The sequence below is a fragment of the Arthrobacter roseus genome, from assembly GCF_016907875.1.
In the GTDB taxonomy this organism is placed as follows: Bacteria; Actinomycetota; Actinomycetes; order Actinomycetales; family Micrococcaceae; genus Arthrobacter_J; species Arthrobacter_J roseus.
The window spans coordinates 318,961-335,587 of sequence record NZ_JAFBCU010000001.1; the positions used below are offsets into that span (position 1 = coordinate 318,961).

Consider the following 16,627-nt stretch of genomic DNA (forward strand, 5'->3'; position numbering starts at 1 on the left):
CATTCATGGCTTCTCTGCTGTATCGACTAGGAAAATTTGCCTACCAGCGGCGGTGGTGGGTCATCTCCGCTTGGCTCGTCATCATCATCGCCGTTGGCGGCTCAGTTGCAGCCTTTTCCGGCAAGATGACCAACAGCTTCAGCATTCCGGGAACGGCCTCGCAGAACGTCCTCAACACGCTGCAGGAGGAATTTCCGGATGCCGCAGGCGGTGTGGGAACCATAGTCTTCGCAACGCCCGATGGCAAACCGTTCAGTCAGGACCAGAAGGACGCTATTTCCGACGTCGCTTCCAAGTTGGATGAGCATGAGGACATCAAGGAGGCGCGGAACCCCTTCGAGATCCAGACACAGTTGGACTCGGCAGAAGAGCAGATTGCGCAGGGTGAAACCGATCTACAGAAAGCCAAAGAGCAGCTGGACTCCGGTCAGGCTCAGCTGGAACAGGCCAGAACGCAGCTCTCTCAGGGACGCGCGCAGCTCGAGACCGCTCAAAAGCAGGCGGATCAGCTAGACGCTGCGGCGGCCAAAATCGAGGCGAGCGAGCAGGAACTCGCTGAAGGACAAACCAAATACGAGAACGGTCGTAGCGAGCTGGACGACGCCATATTCCAACAGAAGACCAGCCAAGGAGTGCGCTTCGTATCCGAAGATCAGTCCGCCGCCTTTATTCAGGCACAGTTCAATCAGGAAATGATGTCCGTCAGCCTCGACACCAAGGCAGACGTTCAGGAAATCGCCCTCCAAGCCGAAGATTCAGGGCTTGAGGTCAACTTCAGCAAAGACATCGTCGAAGATGTCAGCGGGCTCTTTGGCGCTGCCGAAATTATCGGGATCGTTGTCGCTGCCGCCGTCCTCATGCTCATGCTCGGCACCTTCGTTGCCGCTGGCCTGCCGTTGCTGATGGCTGTCGTGGGTGTTGGAGTGGGTGTCGGCACAGCCTTCGCGCTAACCGGCGTTATCGAAATGAGCAGCGTATCCCCCGTGCTCGCGCTCATGCTCGGACTGGCAGTCGGTATCGATTACTGTCTGTTCATCATCAATCGCCATCGCACCCAGCTGCTGCGTGGTCTTCCCATGGAGGAGTCCATTGCCCGTGCCACAGGCACCTCCGGCAACGCAGTCCTCTTTGCCGGGCTGACCGTCATCATAGCCCTCGCCGCGCTCGCGGTACCCGGCATCCCCTTCCTCACCGTACTCGGTCTGGTGGGCGCCGGAACCGTTGCTGTGGCCGTCGTCGTGGCGCTGACGCTGACACCTGCCCTGCTCTCCCTGATGGGGCCCAAGGTTCTGTCGAAGCGGGCGTGGCGACGGCGCGAACAGTTCGTTGAGGCTGAATCCCACGAGACAGAGAGCCGCGGTTGGGGAACCTTCGTCACCCGTTTTCGCTGGCCGGCCCTCATTGCAACCATTCTGGCCCTGGGCGTCATGGCGATCCCCGCAACCCAGCTGAGGCTGGCTCTGCCGGACGGCAGCTCCGAACCCGTTGAGTCCACAGCTTTCAAGTCATACTCCCAGCTCGGTGAGAGTTTCGGAGAAGGTATCAACGGACCGCTCATCGTCGTCGGTGACATTCCGCAGGGCCTGAGCGAACAGGACTCCCGCGAGGCCCAGTTGGAGCTTTCCGAGAAGCTTCGCGGATATGACAACGTGGAGGCCGCGGTCTCCATCGGAACCAGTGAAGACGGATTGACCACTGCGTTCCAAGTTGTCCCCACTGAGGGGCCCGCGAGCGTCAGCACGGAGAATCTGGTTCACGAATTGCGTGCCAACGCAGCTGAAATCGAGGAATCAACCGGAATCACCATTGGTGTCACCGGTCAGCCTGCGCTGCAAATCGATGTGTCGCAGAAGCTGCTCGAAGCCCTGCCGCTTTACCTGGGTATCGTCGTTGGGCTGTCACTGGTCCTGCTACTGCTCGTGTTCCGTTCCATCATGGTTCCACTCATTGCCACCGGCGGATTCATGCTGTCACTCGGCGCGGCCTTCGGCGCCATCGTTGCCATTTACCAGTGGGGCTGGCTCTCCACCATCTTTGGCGTACCGAACCCGGGGCCGATTCTGAGCTTCCTACCCATGATCCTCATAGGTGTGCTCTTTGGACTGGCCATGGATTACCAGATGTTCCTGGTATCCGGCATGCGTGAATCGTACGTTCATGGAGAAGATGCCCGCACCGCCGTCGTCAGTGGCTTCAACCATGGCGCAAAGGTGGTGACGGCGGCCGCGATCATCATGGTCTCAGTGTTCGCAGGGTTCATCTTCAGCCATCTGACCATGGTCCGGCCCATCGGATTCGCCCTGGCATTCGGTGTTCTCATGGACGCGTTCGTGGTTCGTATGACTCTGATCCCGGCCGCGATGCACATTCTCGGCAAGCACGCCTGGTGGTTGCCCAAGTGGCTGGACCGGATCCTGCCGGACGTCGACGTCGAGGGCGCCAAGCTCCTCAAAGACACCGACGAGACAAAGACAGCTGAGCCCGAGCCAGCCGTCAAATAGCGGCCTACTGCGCGCCGGCTTCCCGCCGGCGCGCAGTAGCATCTCCCGCTAGTCCGTAAACGTAACCGACAATTTATCTTTCTCGATCAGGACCTCTCCGCTGAAATACAGTCCCTGAGAATCCTCATTCTTTTCCCAGACAGCGGGCTCATCGTCATCCCACTCCGTATTGCGTTCATAAGTCACCGTCGCTTCGCCGTCGCTGGCGCTCAGGCGCACTGACTCGCCCTGATATCCATCGGAGACTTCATACGTCGGCTCTGTCTCGACGCTCCAGCTGATGTTCCGATAATCTTCGGCATCACCGGAGGTGTACATGTTATTCGGGCATGACTCTGGTTCTGCCTCCTTCGATGCCAGGCACTTCTCCAGATACGCCTTGGCCTGGGCAACAGCGTCCTTCTGCACCGCGTCCGTCAAGGAAATCTCGAACTGAGCTCCCATCAGGTCATTGCTTGCTGGATCCACGGCCACATTAACTGTCTTGGCTTCGCCCAGAGTCACATACTTTGTGCCCTCGGGCGGTGTGATGACGTAGCTGCCGGGAAGGACGGGCAGGATCGCTCCCGGTGCCTGCTGCCCCTCCATCGAGGGAAGTTCAACATCGACGCCGTTGACCTTGATCGCGTTGGCCCCCTCTGGGAGCTGAATGGGCAGAAGCCACGTGCCTCCACTGACAACACGCCATTCGTTGAAGACGACAGCTGTCCGGTCTCCCTTCTCAAGGACGAAGGTGATCGGCGTTGTCTTGGAATCCTGCGTCAGATCGGCTGTGATGACAGCGCCGTCGTCGGTCGTTTCGACGTCGCGGATCTCATAGCCGCTGATGCGGTTTTCGGCTGCGGAGAAGATCTGGTTGGTGAGCAGAACCCGTTCCTCAGACGTCACGTTCGGGTCAAGGATGTCCACGGCCGTTGCAGCGTCACCGTCCCGGAGTGAATCGAGGTACTTCTCAACCTGTGCCTGCGGACCAAAGACGTTGGTGGAAACAACGTTGTAAGCAACCGTTGCACCAACCGACAATACGACGACGGCTCCGGCAATGATGGCACCCATCCGCAAGCGCTTCTTTGCCTGAGCCGACATGGGCTGGGGCTCGGTGACCTGCCCGGCACCATCACCGGTGGGAGCCGAGGACGGAGCACCGTCCGAAGCAACTGCGGCAGCCGCGGGGCCACCGGCACCTGCAATGTGGGTGCCCGGCACCGTCGTCGGCTGGCTGACCTGGTGCGTGAGCCACGCCCAGACTCGCGCAGGGACCAGAGGAATCAGCACCGGGGCAACAAATCGTGAGCTAGCCTCGATCGCGCCTCCCCAGAGGCCCATGATCAGGAAGGTCCACGGCGCCAGAGCCATGGTGCCCGAGAGAGCAAATATTCCGCCACTGACATCGAAGACTGCCGCACTCGCCACGGACATGGTCAGGCCGCCAATTAGGAAGACCGTGGGCAGAACAACCCACGACGTACCCCGACGCAGAGCTGCTGGATCGTTGTTCCTAACCAGCGCCCACACGACGGAGGCAAGAACAGCCAACGCGAGAGTAAAGAGAACAAGTAACAAGGTGGCCCACCATGGCAGGTCGAACACGTTCATCGAATCGGAGGCAGCGCTGGTGGATGCGCCAAGGGTAGTGAAGTGACCCACGCCGTAGACCCACGTGGCAGCAGTCGGCAGCCACAGAGGTGCAGAGAACGCAGCAAGGGCGCCACCCTTGACGATGGCTGCGATGAACACGATTACCCCGGCCACAACCGTGTAGGCCAGAAAGTGCAGGCCAAAGACCTTCAGCGCACTCATGACGCTGGGATACTTCCTTGCGAGCACGAATCCTCGTGCTGCAGCCCTGCCAGCTCGGCTAGCCAAAGTTCCAATAGCGAGCGCCCCGAAAAAGAGTGACACCGAAACACTGTTGATGCTCACTGCCATCTCTGCATCGCCACTGCGAATGGTGAACACAAGCCCCAGCAGCATGGCAATGAGCGCCAAGGCCAGGCCAGTCGTGCCCGAGAGAATCCACGCTTGGGCAGGCGTGGTGGGCTGCTTTCGTTCAGTGCGCCTACCCAACCACCAGAGAGCCGCGACAGCCAGACCAGTGAGGAAGAGCGGCAACACCCAGAGCATTCCTCCAAGCTCCAGCGGCGCCCCGAAGAAATTTGTACCCAGTTCAGCACCAAATGCACCCATGAAGGCCATACCGGTCAGTTGGAAAGGGATACCGATGATGAACAGGAATCCGCCCGCGATTTCAGCTGGATCAATGCCGGAGTATTCCTGAACCGTACTGTCCATCCCGGAATTGGACGTCAGGAGTGTGCCGATGAACACCAGCACCAGGGTGATCACGGCCCCCACGAGCGTGGCACCGTAGGCGACGGCGGCCGACAGCCCGGCCGCCAGCCAGCGTGCTGACCCAATGCCGCTCAGCAGCGTCCTGGACGGCGGCGCCGTTCCGGTCTCGGGAGGGTTTTCAGGTATGGGCGGATGGTTGCCCTGAGTGAGTGTAGCGCGCTGTTCGTTCGGTGGTGGTTGCTCGGCTGAGTCCGGGTTCATTGATATCCCTGGTTGATGGAGACAGGGACATTCCCATGACGTCCCCGGCATCAAAACTACTATGAATGCTGTGCCGCGAAGAGAGCGCTGTGGATAAGTTGGCGGCTAACGAGGAAGCTGCGATTTCGGCTCCGGTGCAGCCGCGGCAGGGGCAGCAAGGAATGACACCAGAACTGCGATCCCGACAGCCAACAGAGCATTACGAATGCCCACAACATCTCCAAGAAATCCGAGCAGCGGTGGCCCGGCCAGGAACGCCGTATAGCCAATGCTGGAAACGACCGAAACTCTTGCGGCAGCGCGTCGAGGCTCATCAGCAGCGGCGGACATACCCATGGGGAAACCCAGGGCCGCCCCCAGACCCCAGAATATTGCGCCAGCGCCACTGACATAAACATTTGGACCAAAAACGAACAGCAGCAAGCCCACCAGGGCAGAGCCGAGAGTGATCTGCAGAACCCGCACGCGCCCATAACGGTCAATGAAGCGGCCTCCGATGAATCGAAATACGGTCATGGATGCCACAAAGACGGCGAACATCATGGCGCCAGCAGCTTCTGAGCGGCCCAGTCCATCGACGGTGGCTTTCGCAATCCAGTCGTTCGCCGCTCCCTCCGTCAGCGCAGCACCCAGAACCACCAATCCGATAAGCAGGGTCCTCGATTCACGCCACGCGCCAAACCGCGTGGCTGGCGCGATGTGTGGGTCATGCTCCAGATGCGGGTTCGTCGCAAGGAAGTACTTCGGTATCCATAGTGAGACCGTCAAGGCGAGGATCGAGATGGCCCCAAGATGCCACGGCAACTCAATGTTCAGCGCCGACAGCGCCGCACCGATCATCGCGCCCACAAAAGCGCCGGCACTGAAACCAGCATGAAATTTTGGCATGATGGTCCGCCGCAGCCGTTGTTCGACGTCGGCCCCCTCAATATTCATGGCGACATCCCACAGGGCTATGCCAGTCCCCAGCACAAACAGGCCGATCCCCGTGAAGGGCACCGATGATTGGGCCAGCCCCAGGGCAACAATCACTGCACCCACGGAAGCACCGACCCCACCGATACGCACGGTGTTGCCGGTACCGAATCTGGAGGCCACCATTCCGCTCAGCGGAAGCGCGACGATGGAACCGATCGCCCCGAACAGCAGTAATGCACCCATGGCGCCGGAGCTGAGTCCCAGTGTGTCCGATGCGGAGGGGATACGGGCCGCCCAGCTGGCGAACACCAGACCGTTGAGTCCGAATACCGCGAAGGTCGCCCACATCGCTGCGTTGAGGTTGGAGGTCACCCGGCTAAGTTAATCGCTTGACCCGTGAAACGTCCAGCCTGTCACCTATCGGGCACGGACCACCCGTGCCTCATCCCATACCGGGTCCTTGGTCTCATACACCTTGCCGTCAGAGCCAAAGACCAGAAACCTGTCGAAGCTGCGCGCAAACCAGCGGTCGTGAGTGACTGCAATAACGGTGCCCGCGAAACGCTCGATCGCCTTTTCCAGTTCTTCAGCAGAGTGCAGATCCAGGTTATCCGTAGGCTCATCTAGCAGCAGCAAAGTTGCACCGGAGAGCTCGAGCAGCAGGATCTGCAGACGTGCCTGCTGCCCGCCGGAGAGCGAGTTGTACTTCTGCTCCGCCTGACCAGCAAGGCCGTACCGGTCAAGAACGCCCGACGCCGCTTCCCTACCGAGACCGGAACGGTGCTCATCACCGCGGTGCAGGATGTCCAGCAGCGTGCGGTCCAGCAGATCCGGTCGTGCGTGCGTCTGGGCGAAAAAGCCCGGCCGGATGCGTGCGCCAAGTTTCACGGCCCCCTCGTGCGGCACTTCGGCAATCTCCACGTCAGAAACTGGTTCGTGTTCCTTTTCCGGGTCCGTTCCACCGCCAGCGAGCAGGCGCAAGAAGTGTGATTTACCGGAACCATTCGAGCCCAGGACACCCACCCGGTCGCCGTACCAGATCTCATTGCTAAACGGCTTCATCAAGCCGGTGAGCTCGAGGCTCTTGGCCACCACTGCGCGTTTGGCCGTGCGACCGCCCCTGAGTCGCATGGTGACGTTCTGCTCTATCGGGATTGCCTCCGGCGGACCAGCTTCCAGGAACTTTGCCAGCCGGGTCTGCGCTGCGTGGTAACGGTTGGCCATGTCGGAGCGAAACGCAGCCTTGTTCTTGTACATGTTCACCAGCTCTTTGAGCTTGAGATGTTCTTCGTCCCACCGGCGTCGTAGTTCTTCGAAGCGCGCGTTACGATCCGTTCGTGCCTGCAGGTAGGACTCGAACCCACCGCCGTGAACCCAACTCGAGGCACCGAGAGCACCCGGTTCAAGCGTGACGATCCGGGTCGCCGCGTTCGCCAGCAATTCGCGGTCGTGGCTGACGAACAGCACCGACTTCTTTGACTCATTCAGCTTTGCCTCGAGCCAGCGCTTGCCTGGCACGTCCAGGTAGTTATCCGGTTCGTCCAGGAGCAACAGCTCGTCCGGACCCGAGAACAGTGCTTCCAGGACCAGTCTTTTCTGCTCGCCACCGGATAACGACGACGCCGCCCGGTGCTGTGCTCGCTCGTAGGGAATTCCCAGCGCAGCCATGGTGACCTCGTCCCAAGAAGTCTCAAGATCGTAGCCGCCAGCGTCGCCCCAATCGGCGATCGCCTGGGCATAACGCATCTGCGTTGGTTCGTCGTCGTTTTCCATCATGGCCAGCTCGGCCTTATCGACCGCGGCGGCTACCTTCGCGAGGGCCGGGGGTGCTGCCGAGACCAGAAGGTCTCGCACGGTGCTGTCGTCACGGACTTGGCCCACGAACTGGCGCATGATGCCAATCCGACCGGAGCTGGCCACTGCGCCGTCGTCGGCCTTGATACCCCCGGCCACGATGCGCAGAAGCGTCGTTTTTCCCGTGCCGTTGGGACCGATCAGCGCTGTTTTGTGTCCTTCGCCCACTTTGAAGCCGACGCCGTTGAGCAGTTGACGTCCGTCGGAGAGGAAGTAGGTGATGTTGGAAATGTCGAGGTGTGCCACCGTCCAAGTGTGGCACCCTTTCCGCCGTGGCCCCTTAGCGCTCCACGAGGATCCCGTCCTCATCAGCGAACACCATAGCGCCGGGCCGGAACACGACGCCGTCGATGCTCACCTCGATATCAGCTTCGCCAGCACCGGTCTTGGCGCTCTTGCGAGGGTTGCTGCCAAGAGCCTTGACCCCCAGTGACAGTTTCGCAACTTCCACCCGGTCCCGGATGAGGCCGTGGATGATGACGCCGCTCCATCCGTTCTGGACCGCCGATTCGGCGATCATGTCCCCCATCAACGCCGTGCGGTGCGAACCGTCGCCGTCGATCACGAGGACAGCGCCCCCACCTGGTGTGGCGAGGATGGACTTCACGAGCGCATTGTCCTCGAAACACTTCACGGTGCGGACGCGTCCGCTGAAGCGGATGTTGCCACCAAGGTTTTGAAACTGGAGACCCACCGATTGCAGTTCTTCTCCGCGCTCGTCGTAGAGGTCAGCTGTGGCGGTCATGGTGCTCCTTCAGGTGGTCATCCGCGGACAATACGCCGCTTGCGGGCTTCCCCGATGGCGGCGGTCCTGTTGTCGACACTCAGTTTGCCGTAAATATGCACCAGATGCGTCTTTACTGTGGCTTCGGAAATGAACATCTGCCGCGCGATTTCCTTGTTGGTCAGCCCGGTGGTCAACAGTTCCACCAGTTCAACTTCCCGGGTAGAAAGGGAAGGTTGTGGGCTGCGAATCCGCCCCATGAGGCGTGCCGCCACTTCCGGTGCGAGCGCCGTCTGACCAGCGGCGGCCGAGAGCACGGCCTGCCGGATCTGCTCGGGTGGTGCGTCTTTAAGCATGTATCCGGCGGCCCCAGCCTCTACCGCCGCGAGGATATCTGCGTCGGTGTCGTAGGTGGTCAGGATAAGGACCGGTGGTCCATCCTGGGCCTTGATCTCACGGGTAGCGCTGGCGCCGTCCATACCATTGCCCATCTGAAGGTCCATGAGAACGACGTCGGCGGGGTCCCCGAGGGCGGAGAGTTTCGCCAGTTCCGCGATGGCTGCGCGACCTTCGGAAGCCTCGGCAATGACCGACATTCCCTGAAAGTCGGCGAGCATGGCCCGTAGCCCAGCGCGGACCACTGGATGGTCGTCCACCAGCAAGATCCGGATGACGCCGGTTTCACTCATGGACGGCCTCCTCGTGGGGTGCAGCTAAGTGGTGTAGGAGGGGAAGGCGCAGCGCGATGACCGTTGCCCCGCCGCCGGATTCAGGATTCAACGAGCCCCCGAGGGCCAGGACCCGTTCACGCAGTGACAGTAGTCCATACCCTGTGCCGTCGGGGCGCGGCTGAGAAGGAAGAGTTGCCGGATCGAAGCCGGCGCCGTCGTCGTAAATGTCCATGGTGACGTCCTCGCCGAGAAAGGAGAGGGTGACGACGGCGGTGGTTGCGTTGGCGTGCGCCGTCACGTTGGCCAGGCTGGCCTGGGCCGCCCGCAGCAGCGTCACCTCGTAAGGAGCTGGTAGGTCGGTGGGTTCGCCTTCGAGACGGAACCGGCACCTGAGCGGACTACCCTATGCGGCAGCGCGCCGCTCGGTGCTCTCACACACCCGCTCAAGGCTGGACACCAACGACTCCTCGGGGTCGGTCAGCCCGCAGACAAATCGGCGTGCCTCCGCAAGATTCTCGGACGCCGTCTCCTGCACAGTCTGCAGACGGTCCTGGACGACGCCAGCGTTACCGGCGTCCAGCGCTGACTTCACGGCCCGGGACACCAGCACAATGCTGGACAGACCCTGCGCCAACGTGTCATGGATTTCCCGCGCAAGACGTTCGCGTTCGGCCAGCACGCCCGCCTGATGCTGCGACTCAGCGAGTTCAACACGCGTCCGGCGCAGTTCCGCAAGGGCAAGCCGCTGATTCACCCCCTCGGTATACAGGGCGCCATAGGCCATCCCCATGACGACGGCGAACACCGCGCCCACCATGGGCCCCAAGAGCATGGGCAGCGAGAATCCACCGGAATGCCACCACTGCGACGCAACCACGACGGCGGTAAGGGCGGTTACAGCGATGATGGCGTGCCGTGGTCCCAGTAAATGCAGATGCAAAAAGAACAGTGGAAATGCGAGCCACGAGAAATCCGCGCTCAACAGCGAAAGTGCAACCCACAGCAGCGTGACGAGGGCAAGCCATGCCATGCTGAACCGTTGCGGGTCCGGTCCCTGCCCTGAGGCCGAGTGTCGCTTCTCGACAACTGTACCGGCCAGGTAGATGACGGCCAGCACCACTGCGAGTGCCAGCGCAAGGTACGACGTCGGGCCTCCGGGGTTTGAGGCAAGAAGCCGAATGGTGCCGACAGCCAGAAGCACAGCGAAACCGACGTGCAGTGAAGTCCTCAGGACGCGAAGCACCAGCTCCGACGGCGAGGAGGTTTCAGTCTGCATGGAACAACCCTAGCCACCGGCACTGACAAACGGGTCAACCAAATGGTTGACGAAGCCCTCAACCAGACGGCATCCGCGAATCAGCCAAGCCCCCGATGTCAGCGAACCCTTTCCGCAGGAGAGTGGAAAGGAAAGGTTTTCACGGCCCACCCGCGGGCCACGAGAGAGGAATTCATGTTTCTGGCACTTCGGGATATCAGGTTCGCGGAGGGGCGCTTTGCCCTGATGGGCAGTGTGGTCGCGCTGATCACGTTGCTGCTCGTGATGCTCTCCGGTCTCACGGCCGGGCTGGGCAACCAGTCGACGTCGGGCATTGCCTCACTATCCGACGCCGGTGCCACCACCATTGCATTCGGCGCACCCGAGGGCAGCGAGGCGAAGGCTTCCTACATGGAGTCGCAGGTCAGCGCCGCTCAGGTGAAGCAGTGGAAGGACAAGGTGGAGTTCGCTGAGCCCCTGGGGATCAGCCAGACACGGTTCCAAGCCGGCTCCACCACCAATGTTGCGGTCTTCGGGGTGGAGGCTGGCGGGCAGTTGCAGCCGGCCACCGTGAAGGACGGGACGGTGGTGATCAGTTCATCCATCGCTGAGGATCTCGGCGTCGAGACCGGCGACATGGCTTCACTCGGCGGGGTCAACCTGATCGTCTCCGAGGTTGTGGAGGACCAGTGGTATAGCCACACGCCCGTGGTGTGGACTTCGACGTCGGACTGGCAGAAGATCAGCCACATCTCCGATTCTGTGGGAAGCGTGGTCGTGGCCGGTGCGGACGCGGACGTCGACGGCATGGTGACCAACTCCGTGTCCGGTTCTTTCCAGGCGCTAGGGTCCTACCAGTCTGAGCATGGTTCGCTGCTGATGATGCAGGGCTTCCTCTACGGCATTTCAGCGCTGGTGATCGTTGCTTTCCTGACTGTCTGGACCGTGCAGCGCACCCGTGACATTGCGGTCCTGAAGGCTCTGGGCGGTTCGAGCGGCTACGTGCTGAAGGATGCACTCACGCAGGCTGCCATTGTTCTGGTTGCCGGGGCGCTGCTGGGCGGCGTCGTGGGACTCGTGGGCGGTTTCTTCGCCGCGCAGGCCGCACCCTTCCTGGTTTCTGCGGCAACAACACTGGTCCCCGTTGCGGGCATCGTGGTCCTCGGACTGGCCGGTTCAGCCCTCGCGGTGCAGCGAGTGACCCGCGTGGATCCGCTCATCGCCCTCGGCGGCAACTGACCTGCACCGGTCATATCCGCTCCCCCTCATCGTCATGCCCAACTCACTGCGCAAAAGGAAATCACCATGAACAACGCACTAAGACTCGTCAACGTCACCCTCGATTACCCGGACGGCCTCGGCACCGTCACCGCCCTGGACAACGTCAACGTCAGCGTCGACTCAGGGAAGGTCCTCTCCCTGGTCGGCCCGTCCGGCTCCGGCAAGTCATCACTGCTGGCCGTTGGATCCACCCTGATCCGGCCGACGTCGGGCCACGTCCTGCTGGACGGCACGGACGTGAGCGAGCTCAGCGACACCGAGCTGACCACGCTTCGACGGGATCACATCGGCATCATCTTCCAGCAGCCCAACCTCCTTCCCTCGCTGACGGCCGTGGAGCAGTTGATCATCGCCGAGCACCTGCGGGGGCAGTCACCGCGAAAAGCCAAGCCGCGCGCCATGGAACTGCTCGACGTCGTCGGCCTCACCGATTCGGCCAATCGGCGGCCGCACCAGCTCTCCGGTGGCCAGCGCCAGCGCGTCAACATTGCCCGTGCTCTCATGGGGAACCCCACCACACTGCTGGTGGATGAGCCGACGACGGCGCTTGATCATGAACGGTCAGAGGCAATCGTGCGCCTGATCGCCAGGATCACGCGCGAGTTCAACGTGGCCACGGTCATGGTCACCCATGACACCGAGTTTGTTCCGTTGACGGACGGTGTGGCGTCCATGCGGGACGGGCGGATCAGCGACTCGATCGCTGCATGAGCTAATGATTCAGCGCAGGAGGTTGTAGCCCGTACTGGCGTTTCAGCGCGAGTTTGGCCGCCAGATACCCCGACATCCCGTGGACGCCCGGGCCCGGCGGGGTGGATGACGAACAGAGGTAAACGCCTTCCAACGGCGTAGCCCAGGGCTTCGGCGAGAACGTGGGCCGGGCCACCATTTGCCGCAGGGACGTAGCACCGGAACCGAAGTCGCCACCCACATAGTTGGCGTTGTAACGCTCCAGCCCGGCCGCCGTCGTCGCCTGTGAACGCACGACGACGTCGCGGAACCCCGGTGCGAACCGCTCCAGCTGACGGGTGATCGCCTCGGTCATGTCCCGTGTGGAACCAGCCGGTACGTGGCAGTACGTCCACAGGATGTGCCGTCCGGCGGGTGCACGGGAAGGATCGAACGGCGTCGGCTGGGAAGCCAGCACGAAGGGCCGGTCGGGATGCCGCCCGGCGGCGACGTCGTTCTCCGCCCGAGCGATGTCCGCTGAGTTTCCGCCAACGTGCACCGTGGAGGCGCCGGTGAGTTCCGGATCGGCCCAGGGCACGGGGCCAGAGAGGATGAAGTCCACTTTGCAAGCAGCATCTGCATACCGAAACTGCCGAAGAGCGTTCGCGTATTTCAGTGGCAACCGGTCCTGCGACATCTCGAGAAGGCCCTGAGGGGCCACGTCGAGCAGCACAGTTTTGGCTGGCTTCAGCTCGTTCAGGTCTTCAACTTTCCGCCCAGTGGTCACGGCGCCGCCATGAGCCAAAAGGTCCGCCACCATGGCATCGGCAATAGCCTGTGACCCTCCAACCGGGATCGGCCAACCCTTAGCGTGCGCGGCTGTACCCAGCAGCAGCCCCGCACCAGCGGACGAGAGCGAGGGCTGCGGGCCCACTGGGTGGGTTGCGACGCCGGTGAAAAGGGATCGCGCATCCTCTGTACGGAATCCGGCCACAGTCCTGCCGGCCGCCGTGCCGAGCTGCAGCGAACGCAGGCCAAATTGCGCCAGAGCCACCGGATCCGCCGGAACGCGAAGCAGCGAATTCAGGAGTACGTCAACCACACCGTCAACGCGCCGCACCAGCGGAGCGAACACGCGTCGCCACGCGTCGCCGTCGCGCCCCAATGCCTCCACCGACCGCTCCAGATCGCGGTAGGCAAGCGCGGACCGGCCGCCGTCGAGAGGGTGACCGTAGGCGATGTCCGGCGTGATCAGCTCGATGCGCTCCGATAGCCCAAAAGCGCGGAAAAACGGAGAAGCAAGCGCCAGAGGGTGCACCGCGGAACAGATGTCGTGGATGTGCCGGGGCTCCATCAACTCCGCGGTTCGCGTCCCCCCGCCCACAGTTTCCGCCGCCTCGTAAACGTGCACGGATAAGCCCGCACGCGCCATGGTGACTGCGGCTGCCAATCCATTGGGACCGGATCCGACAACGGCGACATCACTCACAGCTGACCTTCTGCCTCTCGGCGGTTGCGCGTCTTCAGACTTCGGGCCTTGAGGTCCCGGGCCTTCGCCACGAGTTCCCGGACTCTGCCCGGAAGGGTGCGGCGGGCCTTCAGGGCACCGGCAACGATCCGATACTTCACCGGATTGAGCGGAATGTCGTAAGTGGTGGGCAGGGTGACGACGTTCTTGGAGAAGTTCCGCTTGAAGGACGTCACATTGATTAACTGCGGGTAGTTATCGCTGACAATACCGGTCAGGCCGCACGCGGTATTCCCGGCAGCCTTGAGCACCAGAAACGTTTCCCACAGGAGCAGGTACGCCGCGTTGGATTGACGTGCTGCATAGCTACTCCCGGCAAACAGGTACACCGCGTGGCCCCGGTATTCGGTGCTGATCAGCCAGCAGACCGCGCGCCCCTCAAGGTAGGCGACGCCGAGTCTGGCCTTGTCTCCAAGGGTGTCCAAGAGCGTTTCGTAAAAGTCAGAGCCGAAGCTGGCGAACTGATCGCGTTCAGCGGTCTCCTCCATGATCGGGTAAAGCTCGCGGCGGAAAACCTCAGTGCGCTCGGACGCATCAATGAACCTGACTTCGACACCGGTTTTTCGAGCTTTCCGAATGCAGTTGCGCGCATTGGGCCGAAATCCGGCGGCGATCGCCTTTTCGTCCGGCCGAAGATCCACAACAATTTCGCGCTCGTACCAGCCGTGCTCAATCGGATCCGTAACCGGGGGGTTCGGATGCTGAACCTGCATGCGGATATACAGGGGGTCCACGGCCGGGTCGTCCTTGAACTGATCAAGCACGGTTTCGACCAGTCGCTGTTCGGCCTCCGGGGTTCTTTCCGCAAACCAGGTGGGTCCGTTGACCACTACCAGAGAGTTCCGGAACCGGCGCTCCAACAGCAGGTAACTGGCCAGCGCAACGGGTGAACCGGCGTCGTAATAGGCCCAGATGCCGTAGGCGTTGCGGCCCATGGCGGACTCGAACTCTGCCCAGTACGGCGTCTGTTCCAGGGGAACCACCACGTCGGGATGGTCGGCCACAAGTGCTTCAAAGGCCTCACGGTCGAGTTTCGTACAGGTCAGAGAGTTCACGGTGCTGCTTTCGTAGGGACGTCGTCTGATGTGTAGCTTCGAGGCTCTGCGGAAGCTACTTGTTCCGTGCTCGATCCGGTGCTCCAGGGCAGGAGCCATCTATCCGGCGCTCGGTCAAAGGGCCCGCCCTGGGGGTCGTCGGCGCCCACTGCGCGGACAACATCATATTCAGGCTCAACCATGTCTCCGACCACGCGCCACATGATATATACCGTTGCTAGAATATGCGCGACGACGGCCAGCACATAGTAAGGGCTGTCGAGATTGTTCTGGCTCGACCCTCCGCTGGTTTCCTTGGCCAAGAACATCCAGATGGCCCACCAGTGCAAGGCTTCCATCAACTGCCATACGAGGAAGGACGTCCATCGGGGGCGCGCCAAGGCCACGAGAGGAACGAGCCAGAGAACAAACTGCGGTGAGTAGACCTTATTGGTCAGAATGAACGCCGCGACTATCAGGAAAACCAGCTGGGCCATGCGTGGCCGCCGCGCCACCGTGAGGCCGAGTACAGCAATGCCCGCACAGGCAGCAGCGAACAGGGCGAACGCCCAGAAGTTGATGAACTCCGCACCGACCTCGCCCCAACCAAGCCGCTCAGCCACCTCGTTGTAGGCAAACCACACCGAAGAGTATCCAGCGCCGCGATCCTGCGTGAAGGTGAGGAAGTACTGCCAGCCGCCGAAGTCCTTGATCATGAACGGCACGTTGACCACCAGCCAGGTAGCGGCGGCTGCACCCGTGCTCAGCACGAGGGGTCGAAACTTTCCGGACCGGATGGCGAGAACCAGCACTGCACCGAGGATCAGCAGGGGATAGAGCTTCAGCGCTGTTCCTAGACCAATGAAAATACCCGCGGCCACCGGCCTGTTCCGCGCAAAAGACAACATTCCCAGGGTCGCAAGCATGACGGCCCACAGATCCCAGTTGATGGTTCCGGCCAGCACAATTCCCGGCGCGACGGCGATCATCGCCGCATCCCACGGCCGCCGGTTGGTCATGCGGGCCGTGGCGATAACAGTCACGATCCACACCGCAGCAACCAGCACTGCGTTGATGTCGAAATAAGCCAAGGCACGTGCTTGGTCCGACCCTGCTAACGGGACCAACAACGCCGTCGCACCCGCCAGCAGGCCCAGCAGGACCGGGTATTCGAACGGGGCGCCCTCCGTCAGGAACGGGAAAACGCCGTCGGCCAGGCCGCGTGAATGGAAGAGTTCCGGCCAGTCGGAGTAGCAGGCCATGTAGAAGTGCTGTGGCGTGGACCAGCCATTGACTCGACATGGATTCTTGATCAGGACTGACACGAGGGCAGCAATCGTGGTCAGGATGACCAGGACGCGCTCCACCGTGAAGAAGCCCGGGTCCACTGTGCCTGGCGAACTGTGTCGGCCCAGCGGTCCGCCGATGAGTTCCGTGAAGCGCCGCAGCAAAGGGTCATTCCGGGTGGGCACCACAATGCGATGCGGCCGTCTCACCCGGGAACTCGTCATGGGTCAAGCCTAGCGAGGTTGGGGAGCGTCTGATTTATCAGCATGCCGCTGATCGAGCTGGCCACATGCGGGAATAAGAGGAGCGCGCCGGTGTTGAACTAGAATGACCCTTGGATCGCTATCTGGCG

General features: G+C 61.8%; 13 protein-coding genes. 3 read left to right on the top strand and 10 right to left on the bottom strand.

Annotation, left to right across the window (positions count from 1 at the left end; translation table 11 throughout):
• The first annotated feature begins 5 nt into the window (after positions 1 to 5).
• The gene (locus JOE65_RS01700; protein ID WP_205161617.1) at positions 6 to 2,501 is read left to right on the top strand and encodes an MMPL family transporter; all 2,496 of its coding nucleotides are present in this window, start codon (positions 6 to 8) and stop codon (positions 2,499 to 2,501) included.
• 48 nt (positions 2,502 to 2,549) lie between these two features.
• Here the strand turns inward: JOE65_RS01700 and JOE65_RS01705 are convergent, their stop codons facing one another.
• The 7 genes from JOE65_RS01705 to JOE65_RS01730 all read right to left on the bottom strand — a co-directional run bounded on the left by JOE65_RS01705 (position 2,550) and on the right by JOE65_RS01730 (position 10,497).
• Entirely contained in the window at positions 2,550 to 5,054 is a 2,505-nt protein-coding gene (locus JOE65_RS01705; protein ID WP_205161618.1) for a hypothetical protein, read from the bottom strand.
• Positions 5,055 to 5,159: 105 nt separating this feature from the next.
• A complete protein-coding gene (locus tag JOE65_RS01710; protein WP_205163966.1) occupies positions 5,160 to 6,320 on the bottom strand; it encodes an MFS transporter in 1,161 nt (386 codons plus the stop codon).
• Positions 6,321 to 6,389: 69 nt separating this feature from the next.
• On the bottom strand, positions 6,390 to 8,072 hold the full coding sequence (locus JOE65_RS01715; RefSeq protein ID WP_205161619.1) for an ATP-binding cassette domain-containing protein: 1,683 nt from the start codon (positions 8,070 to 8,072) through the stop codon (positions 6,390 to 6,392).
• Between the two features lie 34 nt (positions 8,073 to 8,106).
• A complete protein-coding gene (rraA, locus tag JOE65_RS01720) occupies positions 8,107 to 8,571 on the bottom strand; it encodes a ribonuclease E activity regulator RraA (RefSeq protein ID WP_205161620.1) in 465 nt (154 codons plus the stop codon).
• 17 nt (positions 8,572 to 8,588) lie between these two features.
• Positions 8,589 to 9,239, bottom strand: coding sequence for a response regulator (locus JOE65_RS01725; RefSeq protein WP_205161621.1), 651 nt, complete (start codon positions 9,237 to 9,239; stop codon positions 8,589 to 8,591).
• On the bottom strand, positions 9,232 to 9,558 hold the full coding sequence (locus JOE65_RS15410) for an ATP-binding protein (RefSeq protein ID WP_338021522.1): 327 nt from the start codon (positions 9,556 to 9,558) through the stop codon (positions 9,232 to 9,234). Before JOE65_RS15410 ends, JOE65_RS01725 begins: the two co-directional genes overlap by 8 nt.
• A 66-nt stretch (positions 9,559 to 9,624) precedes the next feature.
• Positions 9,625 to 10,497 (bottom strand): sensor histidine kinase, encoded by an 873-nt coding sequence (locus JOE65_RS01730; RefSeq protein ID WP_338021523.1) that lies wholly within the window; start codon positions 10,495 to 10,497, stop codon positions 9,625 to 9,627.
• Between the two features lie 174 nt (positions 10,498 to 10,671).
• On the opposite strand from JOE65_RS01730, the gene JOE65_RS01735 reads away from it, so the two are divergent.
• A complete protein-coding gene (locus JOE65_RS01735; protein WP_205161622.1) occupies positions 10,672 to 11,715 on the top strand; it encodes an ABC transporter permease in 1,044 nt (347 codons plus the stop codon).
• A 66-nt stretch (positions 11,716 to 11,781) separates the two neighbouring features.
• Positions 11,782 to 12,468, top strand: a complete 687-nt coding sequence (locus JOE65_RS01740) for an ABC transporter ATP-binding protein (RefSeq protein WP_205161623.1) — start codon at positions 11,782 to 11,784, stop codon at positions 12,466 to 12,468.
• Between the two features lies 1 nt (position 12,469).
• On the opposite strand, the gene JOE65_RS01745 is transcribed toward JOE65_RS01740, so the two are convergent.
• Genes JOE65_RS01745 through JOE65_RS01755 form a run of 3 tightly spaced genes read right to left on the bottom strand, consistent with a single transcriptional unit; the run spans position 12,470 to position 16,499 of the window.
• Entirely contained in the window at positions 12,470 to 13,915 is a 1,446-nt protein-coding gene (locus tag JOE65_RS01745) for an NAD(P)-binding protein (RefSeq protein ID WP_205161624.1), read from the bottom strand.
• Positions 13,912 to 15,009, bottom strand: coding sequence for a peptidoglycan bridge formation glycyltransferase FemA/FemB family protein (locus JOE65_RS01750; protein WP_205161625.1), 1,098 nt, complete (start codon positions 15,007 to 15,009; stop codon positions 13,912 to 13,914). Before JOE65_RS01750 ends, JOE65_RS01745 begins: the two co-directional genes overlap by 4 nt.
• Positions 15,006 to 16,499 carry a glycosyltransferase family 87 protein gene (locus JOE65_RS01755; RefSeq protein ID WP_205161626.1) on the bottom strand — a complete coding sequence of 498 codons (1,494 nt, stop codon included), beginning with the start codon at positions 16,497 to 16,499 and terminating at the stop codon, positions 15,006 to 15,008. Before JOE65_RS01755 ends, JOE65_RS01750 begins: the two co-directional genes overlap by 4 nt.
• Positions 16,500 to 16,627: the final 128 nt, after the last annotated feature.

What these genes read in the sequence shown, in the direction of transcription:
- JOE65_RS01700 (WP_205161617.1), top strand. Translation starts at nt 6, where the DNA reads ATGGCTTCTCTGCTGTATCGACTAGGAAAATTTGCCTACCAGCGGCGG.
- JOE65_RS01730 (WP_338021523.1), bottom strand. Translation starts at nt 10,497, where the DNA reads ATGCAGACTGAAACCTCCTCGCCGTCGGAGCTGGTGCTTCGCGTCCTG.
- JOE65_RS01735 (WP_205161622.1), top strand. Translation starts at nt 10,672, where the DNA reads ATGTTTCTGGCACTTCGGGATATCAGGTTCGCGGAGGGGCGCTTTGCC.
- JOE65_RS01725 (WP_205161621.1), bottom strand. Translation starts at nt 9,239, where the DNA reads ATGAGTGAAACCGGCGTCATCCGGATCTTGCTGGTGGACGACCATCCA.
- JOE65_RS01755 (WP_205161626.1), bottom strand. Translation starts at nt 16,499, where the DNA reads ATGACGAGTTCCCGGGTGAGACGGCCGCATCGCATTGTGGTGCCCACC.
- JOE65_RS01705 (WP_205161618.1), bottom strand. Translation starts at nt 5,054, where the DNA reads ATGAACCCGGACTCAGCCGAGCAACCACCACCGAACGAACAGCGCGCT.
- JOE65_RS01740 (WP_205161623.1), top strand. Translation starts at nt 11,782, where the DNA reads ATGAACAACGCACTAAGACTCGTCAACGTCACCCTCGATTACCCGGAC.
- rraA (WP_205161620.1), bottom strand. Translation starts at nt 8,571, where the DNA reads ATGACCGCCACAGCTGACCTCTACGACGAGCGCGGAGAAGAACTGCAA.
- JOE65_RS01710 (WP_205163966.1), bottom strand. Translation starts at nt 6,320, where the DNA reads ATGTGGGCGACCTTCGCGGTATTCGGACTCAACGGTCTGGTGTTCGCC.